Source organism: Cupriavidus sp. DF5525 (assembly GCF_040149425.2).
Taxonomy (GTDB): Bacteria; Pseudomonadota; Gammaproteobacteria; order Burkholderiales; family Burkholderiaceae; genus Cupriavidus; species Cupriavidus pickettii_A.
This window is the reverse complement of record NZ_CP168266.1, coordinates 463,584-487,269: the sequence shown is the minus strand read 5'-3', so window position 1 is coordinate 487,269 and position 23,686 is coordinate 463,584. Positions and strand designations below refer to the sequence as shown.

The following is a 23,686-nucleotide window of genomic DNA, read 5'->3' as shown; positions in this document are numbered from 1 at the left end:
GGAAACGGGATCAGTGCGTGGCGGCGGCATCGTCGCCGACCGCCGCGGCCGGTGCCGCGGCACGCAGTCCCGTGTGGAAGAACAGGAAGTTGAGCAGGGCCGCGGTAATGGCCCCCATCGCCACGCCGTTGCCCACCAGGATGCGCAGGTTTGCCGGCAACCCGCCGTAGATGCCCGGCACCAGGATCGGCAGCAGGCCCACGGCCAGCGCCACGGCCACGACGTACATGTTGGCGTGGTGGCGCAGGTCGACCTTGCGCAGCATGTCGATGCCCATGGTGCCGACGATGCAGAACACCACCAGCCCGGTGCCGCCGACCACCGCCTCGGGGATCGCGCTGATCAGCGACGACACCGGCACCAGCAGGCCAAAGACCACCAGGATCGCGCCCGACACCGCGGTGACAAAGCGCGAGCGCACGCCGGTGGCCCGCACGATGCCAATGTTCTCGCCGCTGGTGATGATCAGCGAGGTGCCAAACATGCCGCCCAGCAGCGAGGTCAGCGCATCGGCGCGGATGGTGCGCGGCACGTCGCGCTGCTGGTCCACCGGCCGGCCCACTGCATCGCTGATTGCCAGCGTCTGCCCGGTGGCCTCCACCATCGAGATCACGGCAAACACCATCAGCGGGATCGCAGCCACCACATCGAAGTGCGGCATGCCGAACGGGAACGGCGTGGGCAGCGCCAGCACCGGCGTCATCGACACATGGCCGACGTGGAACGCGCCGACCAACGCGGCTACCAATGCCCCGCCCAGCAAGCCGAGCAGGATCGCCAGTTGCGCCAGCATGCCGGTCAGCAGCCGCGATGCGGCCACCGTGCAGGCGATGGTGGCAAAGGCCAGCAACAGGTTGACCGGATCGACCGTGGCGCCGGCGGCAGGGTGCCCCGCAACCAGCCGGCCCGACACCTGCGCCAGGTTGATCGCCACCAGCAGCAGCATCGTCCCCACCACCACCGGCGGGAAATAGCGCAAGCAGCGCCGGAACACCGGCAACACGCAGAAGTAGAAGACGCCGGTCAGGATCACCGCGCCGGCCGCGGTCTGCACGTCGGTCTGCTGCGCGATCAGGATGAACAGCACGATCGGCGCGCCGCCGGGCAGCATCACGAACGGCAGCCTTGCGCCGATGCCGCGCTTGCCCAGCGACTGCAGCAGCGTGCCGAGGCCGCAGATCACAAAGGTGGCGCTGAGCAACTGCACCGCCAGCGCCGGCGGAAAGTTGAGCGCCTTGCTCATCAGGAACACGGACGCGATCGGCGACGCGGCCATGACCAGGACATGTTGAAGGCCGAAGACGAACAGGCGCCGCCATGGCAGCAGTTCATCCACCGGCGCGGGGGCGGCGTGGGACATGCAGTTGCTCCTCGTTTTGGTGTGTCGGGCGTTGTGCGGCTGGGTTTCAGGCCGGCCGCTGCGTCTGTGCGCAATTCGCCTCAGATATTATCGATTTCCGCTAACAAAAACGTTTTGGTAAGTGTAGGGAAACGGATTCTGCGATGCAAGCGGATTCTTCAGGGCGTTTACCGCGGACTTCCCTATATCGATTGAATCGATAAGCTCTAGCAGGAAAAGCCGTTTCACAAGTTGACGCGCCGGCAGCAAAGTTAGCGCCACAACGCATTGCGCACGCCCAACGCGCCAAGGAGACGCCCCCATGCGAGACAAGAACAACCACGCCGACCCTGACGGCGCTTCCCGGCTGCTGTCCGACCGCCGCCGCTTCGTCCGCAACGCCGGCTTGCTGGCGCTGGGCGCCACGCCGCTCGGCGCGCTCGCCGCCAAGACCGCCGACGGCGTCACACTCGCCGACGGCCCGCGCCCGCTGGTGCGCTACCCCGGCAAACGCCCGCTGGTGCGCGTCAGCACCCGCCCGCCGCATCTGGAAACGCCCTTCTCCACCTTCAATGAAGGCCCGATCACCGCCAACGATGCGTTCTTCGTGCGCTACCACCTGGCCAACATCCCGCTGTCGGTAGATCTGGCCACCTTCCGCCTGAGCGTGGGAGGGCATGTCAACAAGCCGCTGCGGCTGGCGCTGGAAGCGTTCAAGAAACTTGGCGAGCCGGTCGAAGTGGTTGCAGTGAACCAGTGCTCGGGCAACAGCCGCGGCTTCTCCGAGCCACGCGTGTTCGGCGCACAGCTGGCCAATGGCGCGATGGGCAATGCGCGCTGGACCGGCGTGCCGCTGCGCAAGGTGCTGGAGCATGCCGGCGTCAAGGCCGGCGCCAAGGTAGTCACCTTCAACGGCATGGATACGCCGGTGCTGCCGAGCACGCCGGACTTCCGCAAGTCGCTCGATATCGCCCATGCGATGAACGGCGAGCCGCTGCTGGCGTGGGGCATGAACGGCGAAGACCTGCCGCTGCTCAACGGCTATCCGCTCAAGCTGGTGGTGCCGGGATACTTCGGCACCTACTGGATCAAGCACCTGTCCGAGATCGAGGTGCTGGACCACCCCTTCGAAGGCCATGACGCCTTCTTCATGACCAAGGGCTACCGCGTGCCGGACAACGACTGCCAGTGCGTGGCGCCGGGCACCCCCGCCACCAAGACGCGGCCGATTTCGACGCTGGCGGTGCGCAGCTTTATCACCAGCGTGGGCCCGGACGGCGTGCTGCCCGCGGGGCGCACCGTAGAACTGAAGGGCATCGCCTTCGACGGCGGCTCGGGCATTCGCACCGTGGAAGTCTCGGTCGACGGCGGCCTTCACTGGCAGGCTGCCACGCTCGGCCAGGACCTGGGGCGCTTCTCGTTCCGTGCGTGGCAGCTGCCGGTGAAATTCGCCCGCAAGGGCCCGGCGGTGCTGATGGTGCGCGCAACCAGCAACAACGGCGAAACCCAGCCGGCCAAGGCCAGCTGGAACCCCGCCGGCTACCGCCGCAATGTCATCGAAGCCACACCGGTCACCATCGCCTGAGGAGCGCGCCATGAAAGCAACCATCGCCCCCGCGCTGCTGGCGCTCGCGCTGCTCGGCGCCGGCCACGCCTGCGCGGCACCGCAGGACATCAAGCTGCCAGCGGAGAACGTCAGGCTCAAACCCGCCAAGCTTCCGGGCTACGGCGTCGCCATGCAGAAATGCGCGATCTGCCATTCGGCCGACTACGTCTCCTACCAGCCGCCCGGCTTGAGCCTGGCGCAGTGGACCGCCGAGATGAAGAAGATGCAGCAGGCGTACGGCGCACCGATCGACGATGCCGAGGTCGAGCAGCTCGGCGCCTACCTGGCCGTGGCGTATGGCTCGGCCAAGGCGAAGGATCCGGAGATCGTGGCGATCGCACAGAAGGCCGCCAAGCCGGCCGCGCCGGCTTCCGCGCCGGCGGCCGCCTCGGCCGCCGCGGTCGACGTGCAAGGCCTGCTCGCCAAGAATGCCTGCCTCAGCTGCCACAGCGTGACGCAGAAGGTCGTGGGCCCGGCGTACCACGAGGTTGCCGTGCGCTACAAGCAAGACGCACAGGCCCAGGCAAAGCTGGAAGCCAGCATTCGCGGCGGCAGCAGCGGCAAATGGGGTGCGGTACCGATGCCGCCGTTTGCCAGCCTGAAACCGGACAAAGTGCGCGCGCTGGCAGCATACGTTCGCCAGCAATAGGCCCGCCCCGCCCCCTTGCTCGCCTGACAGCGCCCCGGCTTATCCCCGGGGCGCTGCGCATTTAAGTCTTGCAAGTCGCGCCGCCCTCCCTATACTTAGCCACATGGCTAACCATTACGCCGAGCTTGCCACCGTTCCCGAGCTGTCCGACGTGTTCTACGCGCTGGCGGATCCCACCCGCCGCGCCATCGTCACCGTGCTCGGGCGCGGGCCGGAAACGGTCTCGGCGCTGGCGGCCCCGTTCGCGATGGCGCTGCCCTCGTTCATGAAGCACCTGCAGGTGCTGGAGCGCAGCGGGCTGATCCGCTCGCGCAAGACGGGGCGCGTGCGCACCTGCGAGCTGGTACCGCAGCCGCTCACCGACGCGCAGCAATGGCTGGCCGATCAACGCGCGCTATGGGAAGCCAGGACGGATCGCATGGCCGCCTTTGTCGAAGCGCTCCACCAGGAGGAACTGTCTGATGCCGAACCCGGAAGCAAACCAAAACGCCGCCAGCCCTGAGAGCCAGGACCTGGTGATTTCGCGCCTGATCAAGGCCCCGCGCGCCAAGGTCTGGCGCGCCTGGAGCGATCCGCAGCTGCTCAAGGAATGGTGGTGCCCCAAACCCTGGACCACCGAGGTGCGTGCCTTCGACATGCGGCCCGGCGGCGCATTCCATACCTTCATGAAAGGCCCCGACGGCGGCACCAGCGACAACCCGGGCTGCTTCCTGGAAATCGTACCGATGGAGAAGATCGTCTCCACGTCGGCGCTGGTGGCGGGCTATCGGCCGGCTACGCCGTGGCTGTCGATGACCGCAGTCATCTCCATGGCTGACGAAGGTGACGGCACGCGCTACATCGCCCGCGTCATGCATCCGGACGAGGCCACGCGCAAGCAGCATGAGGAGCTGGGTTTCTACGAGGGCTGGAATACCTGCATTACGCAGCTGGAGGAGTTTGCGTCGCAGCTGTAGTCCGAGTTCTTATGGATCAGATGTGGGCCGCCGCCGCACCCCTCAGTGCGAGAACAGCACCGGCACCGTCATCGACTGCAATACCACCCTGGTCACGCCGCCGAGCACCAGCTCGCGCAGCCGGCCGTGCCCGTAGGCGCCCATCACGATCAGGTCGGCACCGAAGTCCGCCGCGCGCGACAGGATCAGCTCGCCGATGGCCAGATCGGCGCCGCCGGGGCCGTGCTCCACCTCCACCGCCGCGCCCTGCCGTTCCAGCACGCGCACCGCGTGGCTGACCGGCGTGGCATCGGGGCGCGGCTCCCTGGCCACGGTTTGGGCGCTCAGCACGCGCGCCCGCGCGCCGGCCAGCAGCGGCAGCGCGTCATGCAGCGCGCGCGCGGCCTCGCGGCTGCCGTTCCATGCCACCAGCACGCGCGTGCCGACGCTGGCGAACTCACCGGCGCACGGCACCACCAGCGTGGGCCGGCCGGTTTCGAGCACAAGCGCCTCCAGCAACTGCCGCGCGACCGGGCCTTCGGCGTTGTCGGCATCGTACTGGCCGGACACGATCAGGCCGGCCTCGCGCGCTTCGCGCAGCGCCAGCACGACCGGGTCGCGGTCGACCGTGCGCCACTCGCATGCGAGCGGCAGATCCGCGGTGGCGGCCTCGAACGCGCAGCGCATGTTCTCGCGCTGCAGCCGGCGGCGCTCCTGGTCTTCGGCCAGGCAGCGCTGGGCATTGTTCATGCGGTAGAACCAGGTGGGGTCGGGCACGCGCCCGGCGAGCAGGCCGATCAGCGCGCACTGGCTGGCGGCGGCGATACGCCCGGCCACGTGCAGGCGCTGCATGGCCTGCCTGTTCCCGTCGAGATGGACCAGGATGCTGTCGTACGCCATGATGTCCCCCGCTCCGGAATCGTTTGTTCCAGTCTAGGCCGCAGGGCGGCGCGGGGCTTGATGGCAGGCAAGTCCCGCGTACCCTCAGGGTGGATTGAACATCACCAGCTCCAGCCCGGCTCGGCGCTACCGCGCTGTCTCGTCGCTCCCGGCCCGCAACGCCCGCGTGATCAACCTGCTCAACGGCCCATTCGGCCACGCGGCGTTGGTCCGGCTATCGAAGCGCCGAACAATGGTGATCTAATCGCCTGAAGCCTTGCGGTCCGGGCCAGATTTGTATAGGCTTACAACTACGATATAAATAGTCTGAGTTAAAAAATGTCACACATCAGCACCGGCGTTGAGTACGGTCTGCACTGCCTGCTGTACTTGACGCGTTCGCAGGCCGCAGTGGACGAAGCCAGCGTGCGTGACCTTGCTGAGCTGCAGGGCATTCCCAACGACTTCCTCGCCAAGTTGTTCACCAAGTTGGCCAAGGCGGAACTCGTCGTGGCGACTGAAGGCATCAAGGGCGGGTTCAGGCTGGCCCGCGCCGCTGACCGCATTACTGTGCACGACGTGGTGGTAGCCATCGACGGCGACAAGCCTTTGTTTGACTGCCGCGAGATCCGCGGCCGCTGCGCGGTATTCGAGAGCGGTCCGCCGGCGTGGGCGACGCGCGGCGTATGCTCAATCCACGCTGTGATGCAGTCGGCGGAAAAGGCCATGCGTGCAGAACTCAAGCAGCACACGCTGGCTGACCTGGCCCATCGCACCATGGACAAGGCACCGGCCAGCTACGGCCCGCAGGTGGTTCAATGGTTGACCGATCGCGCAGCCAACCGACGCGGCGACAAGGCCGAACCCGCGCACGCAAAAACGCGCAAGCGTGCCTGAACTGCATCAGTTCTATCAACACAGAAGGGGCAAAGAGGGCGATCCACCAGGATCGCCCTTGCGCTCGAGCATGATCACGGCCGCGTCCGGTCAGGCCGCTGCGATACGCCACGCCTTGGGGCCGTGCTCATGGACATTGCCGCCCTTGGCATCCACGGCGACGACCACCGGAAAGTCTTCCACCTCGAACTCGTAGATGGCCTCCATGCCGAGATCGGCAAACGCCAGCACACGTGACGAACGGACGGCCTTCGAGATCAGGTAGGCAGCGCCACCGGTCGCAGCCAGATAGACGCAGCCGTTCTCGGCGATCGCTCGCACCGCGGCTGGTCCCCGCTCTGCCTTGCCGATCATGCCTAGCACACCGGTCGCCCCGAGCATGCGCCCCGTGAACTTGTCCATGCGCGTCGAGGTGGTAGGCCCGCAAGGGCCGACGACTTCATCACGCACGGGATCAACCGGGCCGACGTAATAGATCATGCGATTGCGGAAATCGACAGGCAGCGGCTCGCCACGCGCGAGCATGTCGTCGATGCGCTTGTGCGCCGCATCGCGCCCGGTCAGCATCCGGCCCGACAGCAACAGCGTTTCGCCGGCGCGCCACGTAGCCGTCTCCTCTCGCGTCAGCGTATTCAGATCGACGCGGCGGCTCGTGCTGCCGTCCGGCAGGGGCAGATCGGGCCAGAGATCGGGCGATGGCGGCGTCAACAGTGCCGGGCCGGTGCCGTCGAGCACGAAGCGCGCATGCCGCGTGGCCGCGCAATTCGGCACGATCGCCACGGGCATGCTGGCCGCATGCGTCGGATAGGTGGCGATCTTGACGTCGAGCACCGTAGTCAGTCCCCCCAGCCCCTGCGCGCCGATGCCTAGCGCATTGATGCGGTCATGGATGTCGATCCGCAGCGCCTCCACGGCGTTGGCCGGCCCGCGCGCCTTCAGCGCGAGCATGTCCAGCGGCTCGGTCAGGCTCTGCTTGGCCAGCAACATCGCCTTCTCTGCCGTACCGCCAACGCCGATGCCGAGCATCCCCGGCGGACACCAGCCGGCCCCCATCGTCGGCACCATGTCGACTACCCAGTCCGCCACCGAGTCGCTCGGCATCAGCACGGCGAACTTGCTCTTGTTCTCGCTGCCGCCGCCCTTGGCCATGACATCGACCGTCACCGTGTTGCCGGGCACGACTTCGACATGGACCACCGCGGGCGTGTTGTCACCGGTATTGCGGCGCGCGAACAGCGGGTCCTCGACGATGCTCGCGCGCAGCGTATTGTCCGGATCGAGATAGGCGCGGCGTACGCCGTCGTTGACCGCTTCGACGATCGACGCGGGAAAGCCGGCCAGCCGCACGTCGATGCCGACCTTCACGAACACGTTGACGATGCCCGTGTCCTGGCAGATCGGACGCCGGCCTTCCGCGCACATCCTGGAGTTGATCAGGATCTGCGCGATGGCCTGCTTCGCCGCGCCGCTGGCCTCGCGCGCGTAGGCTTGCGCGAGGTGCCCGATATAGTCGGCCGGATGATAGTGACTGATGAACTGAAGTGCCGCGGCAACGCTGTCGACGAGGTCATCATGCGAGATGACGGTGGGCGAGACGACGGTGGTCATGACGGTCACCCTGCCTCAAGAACGCTGCTCGCGGAACAGGCCGAGCTTCTCCTGCGCGACGCGATCCGAATAGGAGAACAGCACGAGGTCGTTGTTCGCATGGAGCGTATAGCGGCTCCAGCCCGGCACCACCACGATATCGTGCGGCGCAAGTTCGAGCCGCTTGTCACCGACCGTGATGTGGCCGCCGCCTTCCACGCAGACGAATACCGTGCTGTCGGTCGATCGGTATGGTGTGGTCGAGAAACCCGTGGGCAACAGCCGGATCATCGTGGCGAGGGTCGGCATCGCCCAGCCGCCGTCGACCGGATTCGTATAGCGCATCAGATGCCCTGCATTCGCGTCCGGATCACCCGCGCGGGTCAGGGCGAACAACGCCTCGCGGGTGCGTGCGTAGGGGTAGTTGAACACCGGAGAGTTGAGCGTCGACGCCGTATAGCCCACCGGCATCAGCCCCGTTCCGTAGCGTGCCAGCGCATCGCCGGCGGGACGCGTGATCGGCGCCTCCTCGGCGTCGAATTCCTCGCGGAAGCCACCATTGAAGAATGACACGATGGGAATGTCCAGCCCGTCGAGCCAGACCATCGGCGCGTCGCCTTCGTGGCCATGGTGGTGCCAGGTCCAGGCTGGCGTAATGACAAGATCGCCCGGCTCCATATACGACTTCTCGCCATCGACAGCCGTGAACGCGCGCGAGCCCTCGACGATGAAGCGAAACGCCGATTGCGTATGGCGGTGCGCCGGCGCGACCTCGCCCGGCAGGATCAGTTGCAGCCCCGCATACATCGTGTTGGTGATGCGCGAAGTGCCCGGCAGTCCGGGGTTCTCCATCAACAGCACGCGACGCTCGGCTTCTTCGGCCGAGATCAGCGTGGCGGATTCCATCAGATATGGCCTGGCCGTCTCGTAGGCCCAGCGATGAGCCACACCGGCCGGTGTTGGTTCGGCGGGGATCAGTTTGCGCAACCGCGTCCAGAGTGCGGCCATCGCGTGCGGTTCCAGCTCGTTGTAGAACGACTCGCGGCGCGCGAGCAGATCGGGGGTGGGAGAGTCGGTCATGACTGAGACTTCCTGAATCGATATCAATGGGCGACGTAGTCGGGTTGCGTGCTCGGCGCAGCCACCCGGAACGCTTCGTGGCGCATGCAGTGCTCGTAGACGCGGCGCACGCGCGGGTACGGATCCAGGCTGAATCCCGCACGCAACGCATTGGCGACCTGCGGCACCAGGCAGCAGTCAGCCAACGTGGGCGCATTGCCGACACACCAGCCGCCTTCCTCGGACAACCACGGCTCGAGCGCGCTGAAGCCAGCCGTGAGCCAGTGCGCGACCCACGCGGACTTGTCCGCATCGGCGATGCCAAGTGGTCCGGACAGGTACTTCTGCACGCGCATGTTGTTCAGCGGATGGATGTCGCAGGCAATCGTCAGCGCCATTTCCAGCACGCGCGTGCGCGCCAGCCCTTCCAGCGGGATCAGGCGCGGCTCGGGCCACTGGCGATCCAGGTGGTCGATGATTGCCAGGGATTGCGTGATCGCCTGCTCACCGTCGTGCAACGTCGGCACGAGCCGGTTGGGATTGAGCGCGCCGTACTCCGGGCGATGCTGCTCGCCGGCGCGCAGGTTCACGCCGACGTGGTCCCATGGAATGTTCTTCAGCGCCATGGCGATGCGCACCCGGTACGCCGCGGAGCTGTTGAAGAAGTTGTACAGTTCCATCGTTGTCGGCTCCTCAGGCCACGCGCACTTCGAGGTCGGTTAGGCCGGCGATGCCACCGCGCATCACCTCGCCGCTCCGCACCGGGCCGATGCCCTCGGGGGTGCCGGTGAAGATCAGGTCGCCGGGCTGCAGCTCGAAGAACTTCGACAGATTGGCGACGATCTCGGGCACGGACCAGATCAGCTTGTTGAGATCGCTGCGCTGGCGATCGTTGCCGTTGACCTGCAGCCAGATCGCGCCAGCGACCGGATGCCCGACCTCGGCGGCCGGATGCAGCGCCGAGATCGGCGCCGACTGGTCAAAGCTCTTGCCGAGTTCCCATGGCCGCCCCTTGTCGCGCGCGGCGATCTGCAGGTCACGGCGCGTCATGTCGATACCGACCGCGTACCCCCAGATATGGGAATTGGCCTGCTCGACCGGGATGTTGCGGCCCGCAGCACCGATCGCCACCACCAGTTCGATCTCAAAGTGAAACTGCTCGGTGGCGGGCGGATAGGCAATCTGCGCATGGCTCTCGGGACACGCGACGACGATTGCGTCGGTTGGCTTGCTGAAGAAGAACGGTGCCTCCCGGGCCGGGTCCATGCCCATCTCGCGTACATGCGCCGCGTAGTTGCGGCCCACGCAGTAGATCCGGCGCACAGGGAACTGTCCGTTGCCGCCGGCAACGGGAATCGTCACAGCGGGAACGGGAGGAATTACGAACGTCATGGGGACTCCAGTTTCGGATCTCGGCATCGAGATACCGCGTTTGAATCAGCTGCACCGATGGCGGTGCCGTATTGCAAAGGTTGGGGGCCAGCACCCCCTTCAGGCTGTCAGGCAGGTCTCGGCCTTCCAGCCGTAGAGCCACTCGAGCGCGTCATAGAAGCGGTCGGGCGAGCGCGACTTCCACAGCGAGTTGCGCACCAGGCGTTCCACGCCGGCCGCGTGACAGAGGCGGCCGAACTCACGCGTGGATAGCACGACGCGCGCGGTGCGCGTGATGCGCACATCCTGGTAGATCGAGAAGGCGCGCGGCAGATCGCCGTCACACGCGCGCACGGCGGCGCCGAGCGTTACCGCGTCCTCGACCGCCATGCAGGCGCCTTGCGCGAGGTACTGCAGCAGCGGGTGCGCGGCGTCGCCGAGGAGCGTCACGCGGCCGTAGCTCCATTGCCCGATCGGTTCGCGATCGGCGGTGGCCCAGCGGCGCCACGTGGGCGGAAGCGACAGCAACTGGTGTGGCCGGGCATCGATACCCTGGAAGTAGGACAACACCTCCTCCTGGCTGCCGTCGCTGACGCCCCAGGTTTCCTGTTGGCGGCTGTGGAACGTGACCACGAGGTTGTACTGCTCGCCGGCCCGCACCGGGTAGTGCACGACGTGGCAATTCGGCCCCACCCACAGGACCGGGGCATTCCATTTCATCTCATCCGGAAACTGCGCGGCGTCGATCACCGCGCGATAGACCACATGGCCGGACACGCGCGGCGCATCGCCGACCAGTTGCTGGCGGACCGCGGATTTCACACCGTCTGCGCCGATCAGCGCGCTGCCGTGGTAGCGATTGCCCTGCTCGTCGATCGCGGTGACGCTGTCGGCAGTCTGGCTGACCTCGACGATGCGCGTCGCGGTAACGAACTCGATCCGGTCGGTTTCACGCACGCCTTCGAGCAGGGAGTTGTGGACATCGGCCCGATGCGTGACGGCGTACGGATTGCCGAAGCGCTTGCGAAACGCCTCGCCGACCGGAATGTCGGCGATGGTCTTCCCGTCGATGGCATCGATCATCATCATGTGGTCGGTATAGACCGCATGGCTGCGCGTGCGCTCGCCGACGCCAAGCGCGTCGAATGCGGCGAACGCATTGGGGCCGAACTGCACGCCGGCACCAATCTCCCCGATCACGCTGGCCTGTTCCAGCACCTTCACATGACAGCCCTCGCGCGCCATCGCCAAGGCGGCGGCAAGTCCTCCGATTCCGCCGCCGACAACGAGTACGGGGGCAGACTGGCTGGTATTACGCATGACACTCCTTCGATTAAGACGCGCGATGGCATGCCGCGGCCCACGCGGCCACCATCGCTTGCAACCATGAACAACGGTGGTTGCGCGGCGGGACACCTGGCAGCGCCCGCCGCGCGAACGGCTCGGCTACTGCCGTTCCAGGCCGGCCGGCAGTGAGCCGGCTTGCGCGAGGGACTGGTCATGCCCCTCGCCAGTCGCGCGCACCGCGCGCAACACCAGAATCGCGGCGGCAGCGATCGCTGCCGGCACGGCACTGCACAGGAAGATGGTCTTGATGCTGAAGCCGCTCGCAAGCAGCGCGCCGACGATCAACGGCCCCGTGACCTGGCCCATCCGGCCCAGCGCCATCGCCCAGCCCACGCCAGTGGCACGCATGCCGCTCGGGTAGCTCAACACCGCGAGGCTCAACAGCCCGGAGCTACCGGCGCCCATGAAGAAGCCCGACAGCGTGGCGGCAATGGCCAGCGATATCAACGAGTGCGTGACATAGCCCAGCGGCGACACGCTGAGCGCGCCGAGCATGAACAGCAGCGGCAGCGTCACGAACGGACCGAAGCGGTCGACCAGCCGGCCGCCGGCGGCAGTGCCGGCCACGCTGCCGAGATTGATCAGCGCCACGACGAGTGCGGCGTTGTGTTCGTCGATGCCCTCGCCGCGCAGCAGCGCGGGCGTCCACAGCACCAGCACGATCAACAGCACGAAGCACATGAAGAACCCGACCCAGAGCAACAGCGTCGGCGCGAGCCGGCCGCCCGAGAGCAACTGCCGGAACGGCATGCCGCGCACGCGCTCCTCGAGATCGACATAGGTGACGGCCTGGTCGACTGGCCGGCCCGTGATGCGTGCGACGATCGTCCTGACCTGGTGCTGTCCGTCGTGTCTGCGCAGCAGGAACGGCAGCGATTCAGGCAAGCTGGCAATCACCAGCAGCGCCAGCCCGAGCGGCAACAGCCCGCCGAGATAGAACAGAGCCGGCCATCCATGGTGCGGGACGATGTACGAACTGGCGAACGCACCCACCGCACCGCCGAGCGGAAAGCCCGCATAGAGCACGCCGGTCATCATCCCCCGCATCCGGCGCGGAGTGTATTCGGCCGATAGCGCGAGCAGGTTGGGAATGGCGCCGCCGAGTCCGAGACCGGCCAGAAAACGCACCAGCAGCAGTTCAGGCAGATGCGGCGCATGCGGGGTCAATAGCGAGAACACGGCAAAGATCACGATCGCGGCCGCGAGCAGCCAGCGGCGGCCGAAGCGGTCCGCCAGCGGACCGAGCAGGAATGCGCCGAGCATTGCGCCGAGCAGGCCGGCCGAGAACACCTGGCCGAACACCGCGATCGGAATGTCGAGCGAGGTCGACATCGCCTTCGCGGCAAAGCCGATCGCCTGGGTATCGAAGCCGTCCATCAGCACGATCAGGAAGCAGACGATGAAGATGCGGAGCCGATGGGCACCGAGTGGTTCCGCGTCGATCACCGACGCAATGCTGATTGGGGGTGGATGCATGGGTCTCCTCCTGTGCACACGGCTAGTTATGTTTGGTCCGTGCCGTCGATCGATCGCACGCCCCGACGGCCGGTGACAGGAGTCTCGTTCCGTGCGTATCATTCTGCAATCAGATTACGGGAATGACGCTCATGAACGAAATGAATGACTTCGACATGAACCTGCTGCGGGTCTTTGACGCGTTGTGGCGTCATGGACACCTCGGCCGGGCGGCCGAAGAACTGGGCGTAAGCCAGCCGGCCATGTCGCACGCGCTGCAACGCATGCGCGAGCAACTCGGCGATCCGTTATTCCTCAAGGTGCGCACCGGCATGCAGCCGTCGCCCCGGGCGGTGGAGCTGGCGATCGTGGTGCAGAGTGTGCTGTCCCAGGTACGCACGCACCTGCTGACCGCGCCGCGCTTCGATCCGGCGCAGGCGCGCCGGACCTTTACGCTGGCGCTGTCTGACGTCGGCGAGGCGGCGTTCCTGCCGCGTCTGCTCGCGCGACTCATGCTGGATGCACCGAACATCGACGTCCGCACGATTTCCGCGCGGCATGCCGACCTCATGGATCGGCTAGAGCGAGGCAAGGTGGACCTGGCGATTGGCTATTTCCCGGACCTCGGCGGCTCCGACGTATTCCAGCAGCGGTTGTTCCGGCACGGTTTTGTCTGCCTCGCACGCAAGCAGCACCCGGTGGCGCGCGGACGCATCTCGGCGCGGCAATTCGTCGAACTGCCGCATGCGGTGATTCAAAGCGAAAGCCGAAGCCAGGAACTGGTCGAGGAATACCTACGCCAGCACGGCGTCAAGCGGCGCGAGTTGCTGCACTCACCGCACTTCCTGAGCATTCCGCTCGTGATTGCTTCGACCGACCTGATCGTGACCGTGCCACTGCCGGTCGGCGAACTGTTCGCGCGCATCGCCGATATCCAGGTGCTCGAACCCCCGTTCCCGATACCGGCGTTCGATCTCAAGCAGCATTGGCACCGCTGCCAGCACGACGATCCGGCCAACCGCTGGCTGCGCGCGATCACGCTGGAACTGTTCGGCGAGGGCGACAGCGGCCTGCCGCGCTGAGTGACGCCACCGCCGGGTGCTCCTGGTAATCAGGCATACCGCTTGATTACCTGATGCAGGCGCCCGCAAGCCGTCGCTTGCTGCGTTTCGATGGCGGTGGCGACGCCGAGAAGAAGACCCGACCGTTTCGTCGCGGCAGCGCCATACCATGCTGAAAGGGGGGCGGGAGCGAGACCGTAGGCAAAGGCTTCACGAGCGACAGCCTTGTCGTCAGCACCATCTGGCAGTCGAAGTACGACGGCCAGCCCGGCCGGATAGGCTTGAAGGCCTCGGGCTGCAAGGTTGTCGAGCAAAGCATTGCTCCGGCAAGCATAGATTCGCTTCATCTTGCGCAGGTGCCGCAAGAAATGGCCGTCGCGCATGAATTCCGCTGTAGCGGTCTGCACCGCGGGCCCGGGAGCGGGGGCAAGGCAGGCCACGGCCTCATCGAACTGGGGAACCAGCGCTGGCGGCGCGACCACGAAGCCGAGTCGCAGCGTCGGGCTGATCGTCTTGCTGAACGAGCCGATATGGATGACCCGTCCGAACTGATCCTGTGAGGCCAGGGCTGGGGCGGCGCGGCGCCTCAGTTGCAGTTCACCGAGGTAGTCGTCCTCGATGATCCATGCGTCCGCATGGTTCGCCCAATCGATGAGCTGGAGTCTGCGCGAGAGCGATAAAGTCGGACCCAGTGGCGCTTGCTGGCCTGGTGTCACGAGCGCCAGGGCGGCTTCCGGCGCATGCTGCTCCCCATACGAAACATCGATCCCGTCTTCATCAACGGGAATCGGGACCGTGGAAATCCGGGAGATCTCGAGTGCCCTGCGGCTCGGCAGGTACCCCGGATTTTCAACCCACGCGGTTCGCCCTTCCGCACGCAAAACCCGCAACGTAACGCCAAGTGCTCCGGAAGAACCTGCTGTAATAAATATCTGCGACGGGCGACATTCGATGCCTCGCGAGAGCGCCAGATGCGCGGCAATCTCTCGCCTGAGTTCGTGCTCGCCGCGTGGGTCCGGATAGACGGCAGGGGCTTCGACTTCATCGCGCACAGCACGCGCGCGCAGGCGCGCGAACAGGGTTGCGGGAAAGCAATCGGAAGCAGGCACCCCCATCTGGAAGACCGCCGGCCCGGGAAGAAAATGCTGGTACAGGTCCGACTGCAGAGCCGTCTCGATTGACCTTGACCGCTCCGCTGACGGAATCCTGGTGGGATGGTCGGCCACCCTGCTCCCCCCGGGCCGGGACGCGACGATCAGTTGCGCATCCGCCAGGCGCTCGTACGCCGTCTTGACGGTGCCCCTTGCCACACCCAGCTGCGCCGCGAGGTCGAGCCACGACGGCAGCCTGGCGCCCGGCGCCAGTACGCCACTCTCGATGGCGCCGGCAATCCCGATGCGAATCTGTTCAGCCAACGAAGTCTTGGCTGTGCGATCCAGTTTGAAGTCGAAGATGGTGTCCATGGCCCATGGTACATCCAAGATTTCGATTTTTGGTTCTTTCGTATGAACTAGGGCGAGCGCATGCTGCTTCCAGCTCGCGTAATTTCAAAAGGCTTACCATGCTCTACCCCGAACTGTTCAAATCGTTGGAAGCCGTCCGCTGGCACATGGACAAGGACATCCCCTGGGATACCTTTGACGCCAGCCTGTTGACGGACGACCAGGCCAGGACCATCCGGATGAACGCGATCACGGAATGGTCCGCCCTGCCCGCGACCGAAATGTTCCTGCGCGACAACCGCCACGATTCCGACTTTTCGGCGTTCATGAGCATCTGGTTCTTCGAGGAACAGAAGCACTCGCTGGTGCTGATGGAGTACCTGCGCCGCTTCCGCCCGGACCTGGTGCCGACCGAGGAAGAGCTGCACGCCGTGCGCTTCGAGTTCGACCCGGCCCCGCCGCTGGAAACGCTGATGCTGCATTTCTGCGGCGAGATCCGCCTGAACCACTGGTACCGCCGCGCCGCCGAATGGCACACGGAACCGGTGATCAAGCATATCTACCGCACCCTGTCGCAGGACGAAGCCCGCCACGGCGGCGCCTACCTGCGCTACATGAAGAAGTACCTGGCCCAGTTCGGCGACAACGCGCGCGCCGCCTTCGCCAGGATCGGCGTGCTGATGGCCTCCGCGCGCCGCACCGAGAAGCCGCTGCACCCGACCAACCTGCACGTGAACAAGGCGCTGTTCCCCAACGACACGGTGCAGTCGCGCCTGCCGGACCCGGACTGGCTCGAGCACTGGCTGGACGAGCAAATCCGCTTCGACGAAGGCTGGGAGAAGAAGGTCATCGAACGGATCCTGCACAACATGTCGCTGCTGTTCGAACGCACCTTCGAGACGGTGCAGGACCTGAACCGCTACCGCAAGGAACTCCGGAGCGAATCGCAAATGGCCGGCATGGCGGCCACCGCATAGTCCCTGCGCCATGACCCTCTCCGCGACCGCCGTCCGGCGGTCAGCGGGCGCGGGTCGCGTTGCCAGCGCGCTTCAGGATCCGATTTCGTGATTGGCCATCAGCTCCAGCGCCCGCACGATCGCCGAATGGTCCCAGCCCGCGCCGCCATGGCTGGCGCACGCGTTGAACAACTCCTGGCACGTCGCCGTATTGGGCAGCGACACACCCAGCTCGCGCGCGTTGGACAGCGCCAGGTTGAGGTCCTTCTGGTGCAGCCCGATGCGGAAGCCGGGATTGAAGGTGCGCTTGATCATGCGCTCGCCATGCACCTCCAGCACCTTGGACGAGGCGAAGCCGCCCAGCAGCGCCTCGCGCACGCGTGCCGGGTCCGCGCCCGCCTTGGAGGCGAACAACAGGGCCTCGGCAACCGCTTCGATGTTCAGCGCCACGATGATCTGGTTGGCCACCTTGGCGGTCTGCCCGGCGCCGTTGTCGCCGACCAGCGTGATGTTCTTGCCCATCAGCGCGAACAGCGGACGCACCTTGTCGAAGGTCGCTTCTTCGCCGCCCACCATGATCGACAGCGTGGCATTGCGCGCGCCGACTTCACCCCCGGACACCGGCGCATCCAGGTACTGGCAGCCGAGCGCATGGATGCGGGCAGCAAAATCCTTGGTCGCGATCGGCGAGATCGAGCTCATGTCGACCACGATCTTGCCGGCGCCGAGCCCCTCGGCAACCCCGCCCTCGCCAAACAGCGCCGCTTCCACATGCGGGGTATCGGGCACCATCAGGAAGATCACGTCGGCCCCCTCGGCCACTTCCTTGCCGGAGCCGCATGCCACGCCGCCCTTGTCCAGCAGTGCCTGCGGCGCGCCGCTGCGGCTGTACAGCCTGACCTCATGCCCGCCGGCGATGAGGTTCTCAGCCATCGGGCTGCCCATGATGCCAAGTCCGATAAATCCCAGTTTCACGTGTTTTCTCCGTTAGTTTCGTTGGCCTGCCTGGCCGGGCTCAATACCCCGACGCAGTCTCCGGCGGTGGCACGAGCCCCGCGCGCATCTGCGATATCACCTGCCTTGCCCCCGCCGCCATCAAGCGCGCGTCGGAACTCACCGTCACAAAGCGGAAGCCCTGCTGGATCCGCCGCAAGGCAGCTTCCGGCGCGCCGTTGTGGATGCCCGCAACGCGCCCATGCGCCTTGGTCCGTGCGATCACGTGTGCGATGGCCTGCACCACCGGCGGGTCGACATCGTCGAAGGTCGGGCGGCAACCGAGCGCGAGCGACAAGTCAGAAGGGCCGATATACACGCCATCGAGCCCGTCGACCGAGAGGATCTCGTCCAGGTTGTCCAGCCCTTGCAGGGTCTCGATCATCGCCAGCACCACGACCGTGTCGTTGGCGCGTTCCGGATAGTCCGCACCGCCGTACAGCAGGCCGCGGATCGGCCCGAAGCTGCGCGCGCCCAGCGGCGGATAGCGCGTGGCGGCCACCAGGCGTTCGGCGTCCGCACGGTTGTTGACCATCGGGCAGATCACCCCATACGCGCCGGCATCGAGCACCTTCATCAGGACGCCCGGCTCGTTCCACGGCACGCGCACCACCGGCACGGTATTCGTGGTGGAAATCGCCGTTAGCAGCGCCAGCGCATCCGCGTAGTCCAGCGCGCCGTGCTGCAGGTCCACTGTCAGGGAATCCCAGCCCTGGTGGGCCATCGTCTCCGCCGCAAAGGCGCTGGGGATGGAAAGCCAGCCGTTCACGACCGCCTGGTCGGCGGCCCACATGGTTCGAATCCGGTTCTCGCGCATACGGTCTCCTCCAATTGCAGGTTGCATGCGGCGGCGTGCGAGCGCGTCGCGATGGCTCGATCGGGATCTTCCAGTCTGGATCACATTCTCCCAACGGGCCAGTTCGCGCTGGTTGAACTTATCGAACCGCAAGAATGTAATACGTTGTCGTACAACATTGTACGGACTCCGGGCAAGCTTTGCCGGTTGGGGATTACCCGATGTCAACGATGGCGATTGGCAGCCATTCCGCGTGAATTTCCGCCTTTCATTGGCCAGACGCCTCGCGTTTACCCGAAATTCAACCGGTTTTTCTTGGTGACGGCCGCATCCATGTCATAGGATGACTGATGACATGCGGCGCAGCATGTCGCCTGTTTCCTGTCTACGCCCCGCGCTGCCCAAAACACAGCGCCCACGACAACGAGCCCAATGAAACCAGACATCCTCCAGCTGAGCCCCATCCTGATCCCCGCCATCAACGACAAGCTGGACGCGCGCTACACCGTGCACCGGCTCTTCGAGCAGGCCGACAAGGACGCTTACCTGCGTGAGCACGGCCCCGGCATCCGCGCCGTCATCACCGGCGGCCACACCGGCATCACGCGCGCGATGATGGAGCAACTCCCTGCCCTGGAGGTAGTGGCAGTCAACGGCGTGGGCACCGACGCGGTCGACCTCGAATACGCCCGCGCCCGCGGGTTGCCGGTGACCGGCACCTTCGGCGCGCTGACCGAGGACGTGGCCGACCTCGCCGTGGGCCTGCTGCTCGCGACCTGCCGCGGCATGTGTGCTGGCGACCGCTTCATCCGCGCCGGCGAGTGGTTGCGCAACCCGCAGCCGAGCGCGATCCCGCTGGCCCGCCGCGTCAGCGGCATGCGCGTGGGCATCGTCGGCATGGGGCGCGTCGGCCGCGCCATTGCTGCGCGCCTGGCGGCATTCGGCTGCCCGATCGCCTACACCGACCTCAGGGCGATGGATGACGTGCCCCACATTTTCGTGCCCGGGCTGGTCGAACTCGCCCGCCAGAGCGATGCCCTGGTGCTGGCCGCCGCCGCGGACAAGGCCGAGGGCATCGTCGATGCCGCGGTACTCGACGCGCTGGGCAAGGACGGCTACCTGATCAATATCGCGCGCGGCCGGCTGGTGAAGGAAGACGACCTGGTCGCGGCGCTCAAGGCCGGCCAGATCGCGGGCGCGGGGCTGGACGTCTTCGTCGACGAGCCCAACGTTCCCGAGGCGCTGTTCGCCATGGACAACGTCACGCTGCAGGCGCACCGCGCCAGCGCCACGCACCAGACCCGCGCCGCAATGGGCGAGATGGTGCTCGACAGCATCGCCCAGGCCCTGGCGGGCCAGCGGCCCGAGTTCAGCCTGACCACCTGAGCCTGGCGTCCACCGGCAAACCCCATAACAAACCCAAGGAGACATCATGCGTATCCCCCACCTCGCGGCACTCACGCTGGCATTGCTCGCATCCGGCATCGCCGGCGCACAGTCCTATCCGGCCAAGCCCATCACCATCGTGATCGGCTCCAGCCCCGGCAGCACCACCGACGGTCTCGCCCGCGCGGTGGGGGCGCAGATCACCAAGGAGACCGGCCAGCCCGTCGTGGTCGACAGCCGACCCGGCGCGTTCGGCGGGATTGCCGCGCAACAGGTCGCACGCGCGGCGCCGGACGGCTATACGCTGTTCATGACGACTAACACCACGCAGGCCGCCAATCCGCACCTGGTCAGGTCCCTGCCCTACAACCCGATCAAGGATTTCACGCCGATCGGGCAGCTGGTGCAGGGCTATATGCTGATGGTGGTGAATCCCAACGTGCCGGCCAAGACCGTGCCCGAGTTCGTCGCGCTCGCGAAGAAGGAGCCCGGCAAGCTGACCTACGGGTCCGGGTCGTCGTCCGCGCGTGTTGCCACCGAGCAGTTCCAGCACATGACCGGCACCAGGCTGACCTACGTTCCGTACAAGGCCAACCCGCCCGCCGTGATCGACCTCGTCGCAGGCCAGACCGACGTGATGATCGTCGACCTGACCACCAGCCTGCCACAGGTCAAGGCCGGCAAGCTGCGGGCGCTCGGCGTCAGCAGCCCGCAGCGCTCGGCGCTGTTGCCCAATGTGCCGACTGTTGGCGAGCAGGGTATCTCTGGCTACGAGTTTGGCTACTGGAATGCGCTCTACGCGCCTGCCGGCACGCCTGCGCCGATCGTCAACCGGGTGTATGCGCTGATGCGCAAGGCGATGTCCAGCGAACAGGTAAAGCACTTCGTGGCGGAGAACGGGATGGAGGTGAAGGTGTCTTCGCCCGAGGAGTTGGGCAAGTTCCAGGTGGCGGAGCTGGAGCGGTGGGGGAAGATTATCAAGACGGCGGGAATTCAGCCGGAGTAGGAGTGGTTGGAAGTCTTCACAGTCGCTGTCCAACGGAGTAAAGGCCGAACCGATGCCGGGAATACCCCGGTATCGAAACGCCAATCCGCGACAGTCTTCATCGGATCCCGCCCCAGATAATCGCTTCCCGGAGCGCTGCCATCCGCAACGGATCGGCGGCGTCCCTCACAAAAGCGACGGAGACTTCGATGACGACACCAACCACTGGCGCTGACCTGCGCACGCTTCGCGAACGCGTGGTTCGCGATCATTTTGCCGACGAGATCCGGCAGGACTTCGACGCCGTCCTGTCGACGTTTCCACACCCTCACTACGAGCTCATTGCCAGCGGCGCGGTATTCGACGGCAACGACAACGTCCGGAAGTACTACACGCAGAGCCGCCAGGCATTCCCGGACCAGCGCAGCCAAATCATCCAGCTTCGGCATACCGACGATGCCGTGATCGTCGAGTTCTGGCTGTCCGGCACGCATCGCGGCAACCTGAACGAACTGCCACCGACGGGCAAGCCGTTCCGCTGCCGCATGATTGCGCTGTTCCTGTTCGACGCCGAGACGCTGATCTGCGAACGGATCTACTACGACAGCCTGACCATGATGCAGCAGCTGCTGGCCGGCCTGCCGCCCGGGCAGAAGGCGCAGGCCATTGCCGGCCTGTTACGTGACAAGACGGCGGACCTGTCCGCCGCGGCGTAAGTTCCCATCACCGATCACGATTCCTACGGAGACATCGACATGCCCTTGCCGGAAGTCACGACGCATCAGGAACACCTGCTGACGATCAATATCAACGAAGTCCCGCGCCTGCCGACCGAAGTGCCGGGAACCAACATCACCCCGCTGTTCCTGGACCGTGAAAACGGGGTCTGGGTGCTCTACGGGAGATTCGAACCGGGCACGGTCCTGCCCACGCATTTCCATACGGGCACGGTGCATTTCTATACCACGCGCGGCATGTGGCACTACGCCGAGTATCCGGACGATCCGCAGACGGCCGGCAGCTACCTGTTCGAGCCCGGCGGCTCCATGCACACGTTCATGGTGCCGGCCGATGCCAGGGAACCGGCCGAAGGCTTGATGGTGGTCTATGGCGCCAACATCAACTTCGTCAATGGCGAGTACCACAGCATCATGGACGCGGGCGCGATCGAGGCCGCGATCCTGGGCGCCGTGAAGCTTGGCGCCATGCCGATGCCGAAGTACATCCGCCCCAAGGGCGGCGCGGAGTTTGCCAGCGCGACGTAGTGAGCGCGTCTGCGAGCGCGTCAGGCCAGGCGCCTCAAGGCGTCCTGGTCCAGCAGCGTGACGCGTCCATAGTCGAGCCGCAGGATCCGTTGGCCCTCCCACTCCTTGAGCTGCCGGTTGATGCTCTGCCGCGAGACGCCCAGCATGTGGCCCAGGTCCTCCTGGGACAGCTGCAGCGCAGCGTTCCCGTCGGCCGGCGCCGACAACGCGTGCGCATGCTGCGCCCCCAGCAGCCGGCGCGCCAGGCGAACCGGCAGCGGTTGCAGGATCGTCTCGTCGATCCATTCCAGTGCCCAGCGATAGCGCCGGCAGATCAGCCGCGTGAATTCCATCAGGAATGCCGGGCGGTGGTCGACGATGGCGTGGAACGCCTGCGCGGGCAGCATGAGCACCTCGCAATCGACCACCGCACGCGCGTCATAGACGCGTGGCGCGTCCATGAACAGTGAGACCTCGCCGAACCATTGCCCGGGCTCCAGCACGCTGAGCACCGCCTCGCGGCCGTTGGCTGCCGTGACGCTGAAGCGCATGCGTCCGCGCTCCACGCAGAACAGCGCCTGCGGCGACGAGCCATAGGTGAACAGCACTTCGTTCTTCGCCAGTTGCCGGCGCATGGCATGGGCGCGCAACGCGGCCTCCAGCTCGGGGGACAGCAGTTCGGGAACAGGATGGCGGCTGGCTTCGGCGAGGTCTGTCATGGGCAGTCAATCCAGCGTGATGTTGGCCTCCCTGGCCACGCGCTTCCAGACTTCGATCTCCCGGACGTTGACGGCTGCCTGCTCTTCGCCGCCGAGGTAGTCGGGCGTGATGCCCCAGTCGGTCATCTTCGACTTGACGGCGGGGTCCTGCAGCGTGTCCTTCAGCGCCGCCGCGATCTTGTCCACGATCGGCCTGGGCACGCCCGCCGGCGCGTACATCGCCCAGCCCGTCCATTGGTCGAAGTCGACGCCCTGCTCCTTGTACGTGGCAACGTTCGGGAAATTGGAGGTCCGCCGGGTACACATCGCCAGCGGCTTGATCTTGCCTGTCTTCACCGCGGTTGTGCCAGAGCCGATATCGAGCCAGCCAACCTTGATCACATCGCCCATCATGGCCGTCATGACCGCAGCACCGCCCTTGAACGGAATGTGGTCGAGCTTAATGCCCGCTTTCTGCGCCAGCACTTCGGCACAGAAATGGCCGGTCGAGCCCTGGCCCCAGGTGCCAAACTGGATCGGCTTCGGGCTTCGCTTCGCGAGTTCGATGAACTCCTTGAGATTGTTGGCCGGCAGGTCGGCGGTGGCGACCAGGATGATCGGCGAGGTGCCGACCCTTGCCAGCGTCGTCAGGCCCTTGACCGGATCGTAAGGCAGTTGGTGGTAGACCGCCGGCGCCAGCGTGGTCGTCGTCATCGTGCCCAGCGCGATCGTGTAGCCATCGGGCCTGGCGTGCGCCAGCTGGCCGATCGCAATCGTGCCGGCCGCGCCGGCGATGTTATCGACGACGAACGGCTGCCTGAGGCGCTTGCTCAGCTGCTCGCCGAGCAAACGGCCAAAGGCGTCCGCGCCACCGCCAGGGGCTGAGGGCACGATCAGCTTGACCGGGCGGTTGGGGTAGTCGCCGGCCGGCTGTGCAACGGCGACGGTGGCGATCGACATGCAGAGCGCCACGAGGCCGCTGCAGAAAGAGTGCTTCATGA

Annotated in this window: 24 protein-coding genes; 11 read left to right on the top strand and 13 right to left on the bottom strand. The window is 66.1% G+C overall.

From position 1 onward, the window contains the following. Positions 1 to 10: 10 nt before the first annotated feature. Positions 11 to 1,360, bottom strand: a complete 1,350-nt coding sequence (locus ABNX08_RS23420; protein ID WP_349606094.1) for a solute carrier family 23 protein — start codon at positions 1,358 to 1,360, stop codon at positions 11 to 13. Positions 1,361 to 1,661: 301 nt separating this feature from the next. Here ABNX08_RS23420 and ABNX08_RS23415 point away from each other — a divergent pair, with 301 nt between their 5' ends. The 4 genes from ABNX08_RS23415 to ABNX08_RS23400 all read left to right on the top strand — a co-directional run bounded on the left by ABNX08_RS23415 (position 1,662) and on the right by ABNX08_RS23400 (position 4,550). Continuing rightward, positions 1,662 to 2,924: a molybdopterin-dependent oxidoreductase gene (locus tag ABNX08_RS23415; RefSeq protein ID WP_349606092.1), complete on the top strand. Its 1,263-nt coding sequence runs from the start codon at positions 1,662 to 1,664 to the stop codon at positions 2,922 to 2,924. Between the two features lie 10 nt (positions 2,925 to 2,934). After that, on the top strand, positions 2,935 to 3,594 hold the full coding sequence (locus ABNX08_RS23410; protein ID WP_022538087.1) for a c-type cytochrome: 660 nt from the start codon (positions 2,935 to 2,937) through the stop codon (positions 3,592 to 3,594). 103 nt (positions 3,595 to 3,697) lie between these two features. Further along, on the top strand, positions 3,698 to 4,096 hold the full coding sequence (locus tag ABNX08_RS23405; protein WP_022538086.1) for a helix-turn-helix transcriptional regulator: 399 nt from the start codon (positions 3,698 to 3,700) through the stop codon (positions 4,094 to 4,096). Continuing rightward, positions 4,056 to 4,550, top strand: coding sequence for an SRPBCC family protein (locus tag ABNX08_RS23400; protein ID WP_022538085.1), 495 nt, complete (start codon positions 4,056 to 4,058; stop codon positions 4,548 to 4,550). Before ABNX08_RS23405 ends, ABNX08_RS23400 begins: the two co-directional genes overlap by 41 nt. Positions 4,551 to 4,592: 42 nt before the next feature. On the opposite strand, the gene ABNX08_RS23395 is transcribed toward ABNX08_RS23400, so the two are convergent. After that, positions 4,593 to 5,429 carry a universal stress protein gene (locus ABNX08_RS23395; protein ID WP_022538084.1) on the bottom strand — a complete coding sequence of 279 codons (837 nt, stop codon included), beginning with the start codon at positions 5,427 to 5,429 and terminating at the stop codon, positions 4,593 to 4,595. A 318-nt stretch (positions 5,430 to 5,747) separates the two neighbouring features. On the opposite strand from ABNX08_RS23395, the gene ABNX08_RS23390 reads away from it, so the two are divergent. Then, positions 5,748 to 6,305, top strand: coding sequence for an Rrf2 family transcriptional regulator (locus ABNX08_RS23390; RefSeq protein ID WP_022538083.1), 558 nt, complete (start codon positions 5,748 to 5,750; stop codon positions 6,303 to 6,305). Positions 6,306 to 6,395: 90 nt separating this feature from the next. Here ABNX08_RS23390 and ABNX08_RS23385 read toward each other — a convergent pair whose 3' ends face one another. From ABNX08_RS23385 to ABNX08_RS23360, 6 genes are all read right to left on the bottom strand, one after another. Beyond that, positions 6,396 to 7,913, bottom strand: coding sequence for a fumarate hydratase (locus ABNX08_RS23385; RefSeq protein ID WP_051369950.1), 1,518 nt, complete (start codon positions 7,911 to 7,913; stop codon positions 6,396 to 6,398). Positions 7,914 to 7,928: 15 nt separating this feature from the next. Further along, complete coding sequence (gene gtdA, locus ABNX08_RS23380; protein ID WP_022538081.1) at positions 7,929 to 8,972, bottom strand: gentisate 1,2-dioxygenase; 1,044 nt, start codon at positions 8,970 to 8,972, stop codon at positions 7,929 to 7,931. Positions 8,973 to 8,995: 23 nt separating this feature from the next. Further along, positions 8,996 to 9,631, bottom strand: coding sequence for a maleylacetoacetate isomerase (maiA, locus tag ABNX08_RS23375; protein ID WP_022538080.1), 636 nt, complete (start codon positions 9,629 to 9,631; stop codon positions 8,996 to 8,998). Between the two features lie 13 nt (positions 9,632 to 9,644). Then, entirely contained in the window at positions 9,645 to 10,343 is a 699-nt protein-coding gene (locus tag ABNX08_RS23370) for a fumarylacetoacetate hydrolase family protein (RefSeq protein WP_022538079.1), read from the bottom strand. 99 nt (positions 10,344 to 10,442) lie between these two features. Beyond that, on the bottom strand, positions 10,443 to 11,642 hold the full coding sequence (locus tag ABNX08_RS23365; RefSeq protein ID WP_022538078.1) for a 3-hydroxybenzoate 6-monooxygenase: 1,200 nt from the start codon (positions 11,640 to 11,642) through the stop codon (positions 10,443 to 10,445). A 126-nt stretch (positions 11,643 to 11,768) separates the two neighbouring features. Further along, positions 11,769 to 13,145, bottom strand: a complete 1,377-nt coding sequence (locus tag ABNX08_RS23360) for an MFS transporter (RefSeq protein ID WP_022538077.1) — start codon at positions 13,143 to 13,145, stop codon at positions 11,769 to 11,771. Positions 13,146 to 13,177: 32 nt separating this feature from the next. Between ABNX08_RS23360 and ABNX08_RS23355 the strand changes: the two genes are divergently transcribed. Further along, on the top strand, positions 13,178 to 14,206 hold the full coding sequence (locus tag ABNX08_RS23355; protein ID WP_349606088.1) for a LysR family transcriptional regulator: 1,029 nt from the start codon (positions 13,178 to 13,180) through the stop codon (positions 14,204 to 14,206). Positions 14,207 to 14,235: 29 nt separating this feature from the next. Here ABNX08_RS23355 and ABNX08_RS23350 read toward each other — a convergent pair whose 3' ends face one another. After that, the gene (locus tag ABNX08_RS23350; RefSeq protein WP_022538075.1) at positions 14,236 to 15,648 is read right to left on the bottom strand and encodes a PLP-dependent aminotransferase family protein; all 1,413 of its coding nucleotides are present in this window, start codon (positions 15,646 to 15,648) and stop codon (positions 14,236 to 14,238) included. A 98-nt stretch (positions 15,649 to 15,746) separates the two neighbouring features. Here ABNX08_RS23350 and ABNX08_RS23345 point away from each other — a divergent pair, with 98 nt between their 5' ends. Then, positions 15,747 to 16,604, top strand: a complete 858-nt coding sequence (locus tag ABNX08_RS23345) for a ferritin (RefSeq protein ID WP_022538074.1) — start codon at positions 15,747 to 15,749, stop codon at positions 16,602 to 16,604. Between the two features lie 72 nt (positions 16,605 to 16,676). Here ABNX08_RS23345 and glxR read toward each other — a convergent pair whose 3' ends face one another. Together glxR and ABNX08_RS23335 are read right to left on the bottom strand one after the other, a co-directional pair. Then, positions 16,677 to 17,558, bottom strand: coding sequence for a 2-hydroxy-3-oxopropionate reductase (gene glxR, locus ABNX08_RS23340; protein WP_022538073.1), 882 nt, complete (start codon positions 17,556 to 17,558; stop codon positions 16,677 to 16,679). A gap of 40 nt (positions 17,559 to 17,598) precedes the next feature. Further along, on the bottom strand, positions 17,599 to 18,393 hold the full coding sequence (locus tag ABNX08_RS23335; RefSeq protein ID WP_022538072.1) for an HpcH/HpaI aldolase/citrate lyase family protein: 795 nt from the start codon (positions 18,391 to 18,393) through the stop codon (positions 17,599 to 17,601). A gap of 411 nt (positions 18,394 to 18,804) precedes the next feature. Between ABNX08_RS23335 and ABNX08_RS23330 the strand changes: the two genes are divergently transcribed. From ABNX08_RS23330 to ABNX08_RS23315, 4 genes are all read left to right on the top strand, one after another. Beyond that, positions 18,805 to 19,758 carry a 2-hydroxyacid dehydrogenase gene (locus tag ABNX08_RS23330; RefSeq protein WP_022538071.1) on the top strand — a complete coding sequence of 318 codons (954 nt, stop codon included), beginning with the start codon at positions 18,805 to 18,807 and terminating at the stop codon, positions 19,756 to 19,758. A gap of 46 nt (positions 19,759 to 19,804) precedes the next feature. Further along, a complete protein-coding gene (locus ABNX08_RS23325; protein WP_022538070.1) occupies positions 19,805 to 20,764 on the top strand; it encodes a tripartite tricarboxylate transporter substrate binding protein in 960 nt (319 codons plus the stop codon). A gap of 188 nt (positions 20,765 to 20,952) precedes the next feature. Further along, complete coding sequence (locus ABNX08_RS23320; protein ID WP_022538069.1) at positions 20,953 to 21,459, top strand: ester cyclase; 507 nt, start codon at positions 20,953 to 20,955, stop codon at positions 21,457 to 21,459. Positions 21,460 to 21,498: 39 nt separating this feature from the next. Continuing rightward, the gene (locus tag ABNX08_RS23315) at positions 21,499 to 22,008 is read left to right on the top strand and encodes a 2,4'-dihydroxyacetophenone dioxygenase family protein (RefSeq protein ID WP_022538068.1); all 510 of its coding nucleotides are present in this window, start codon (positions 21,499 to 21,501) and stop codon (positions 22,006 to 22,008) included. Between the two features lie 20 nt (positions 22,009 to 22,028). Here ABNX08_RS23315 and ABNX08_RS23310 read toward each other — a convergent pair whose 3' ends face one another. Together ABNX08_RS23310 and ABNX08_RS23305 are read right to left on the bottom strand one after the other, a co-directional pair. Continuing rightward, a complete protein-coding gene (locus ABNX08_RS23310) occupies positions 22,029 to 22,706 on the bottom strand; it encodes a Crp/Fnr family transcriptional regulator (RefSeq protein WP_022538067.1) in 678 nt (225 codons plus the stop codon). A 6-nt stretch (positions 22,707 to 22,712) separates the two neighbouring features. Beyond that, positions 22,713 to 23,684, bottom strand: a complete 972-nt coding sequence (locus tag ABNX08_RS23305; RefSeq protein ID WP_041681725.1) for a tripartite tricarboxylate transporter substrate binding protein — start codon at positions 23,682 to 23,684, stop codon at positions 22,713 to 22,715. Between the last annotated feature and the right edge of the window lie 2 nt (positions 23,685 to 23,686).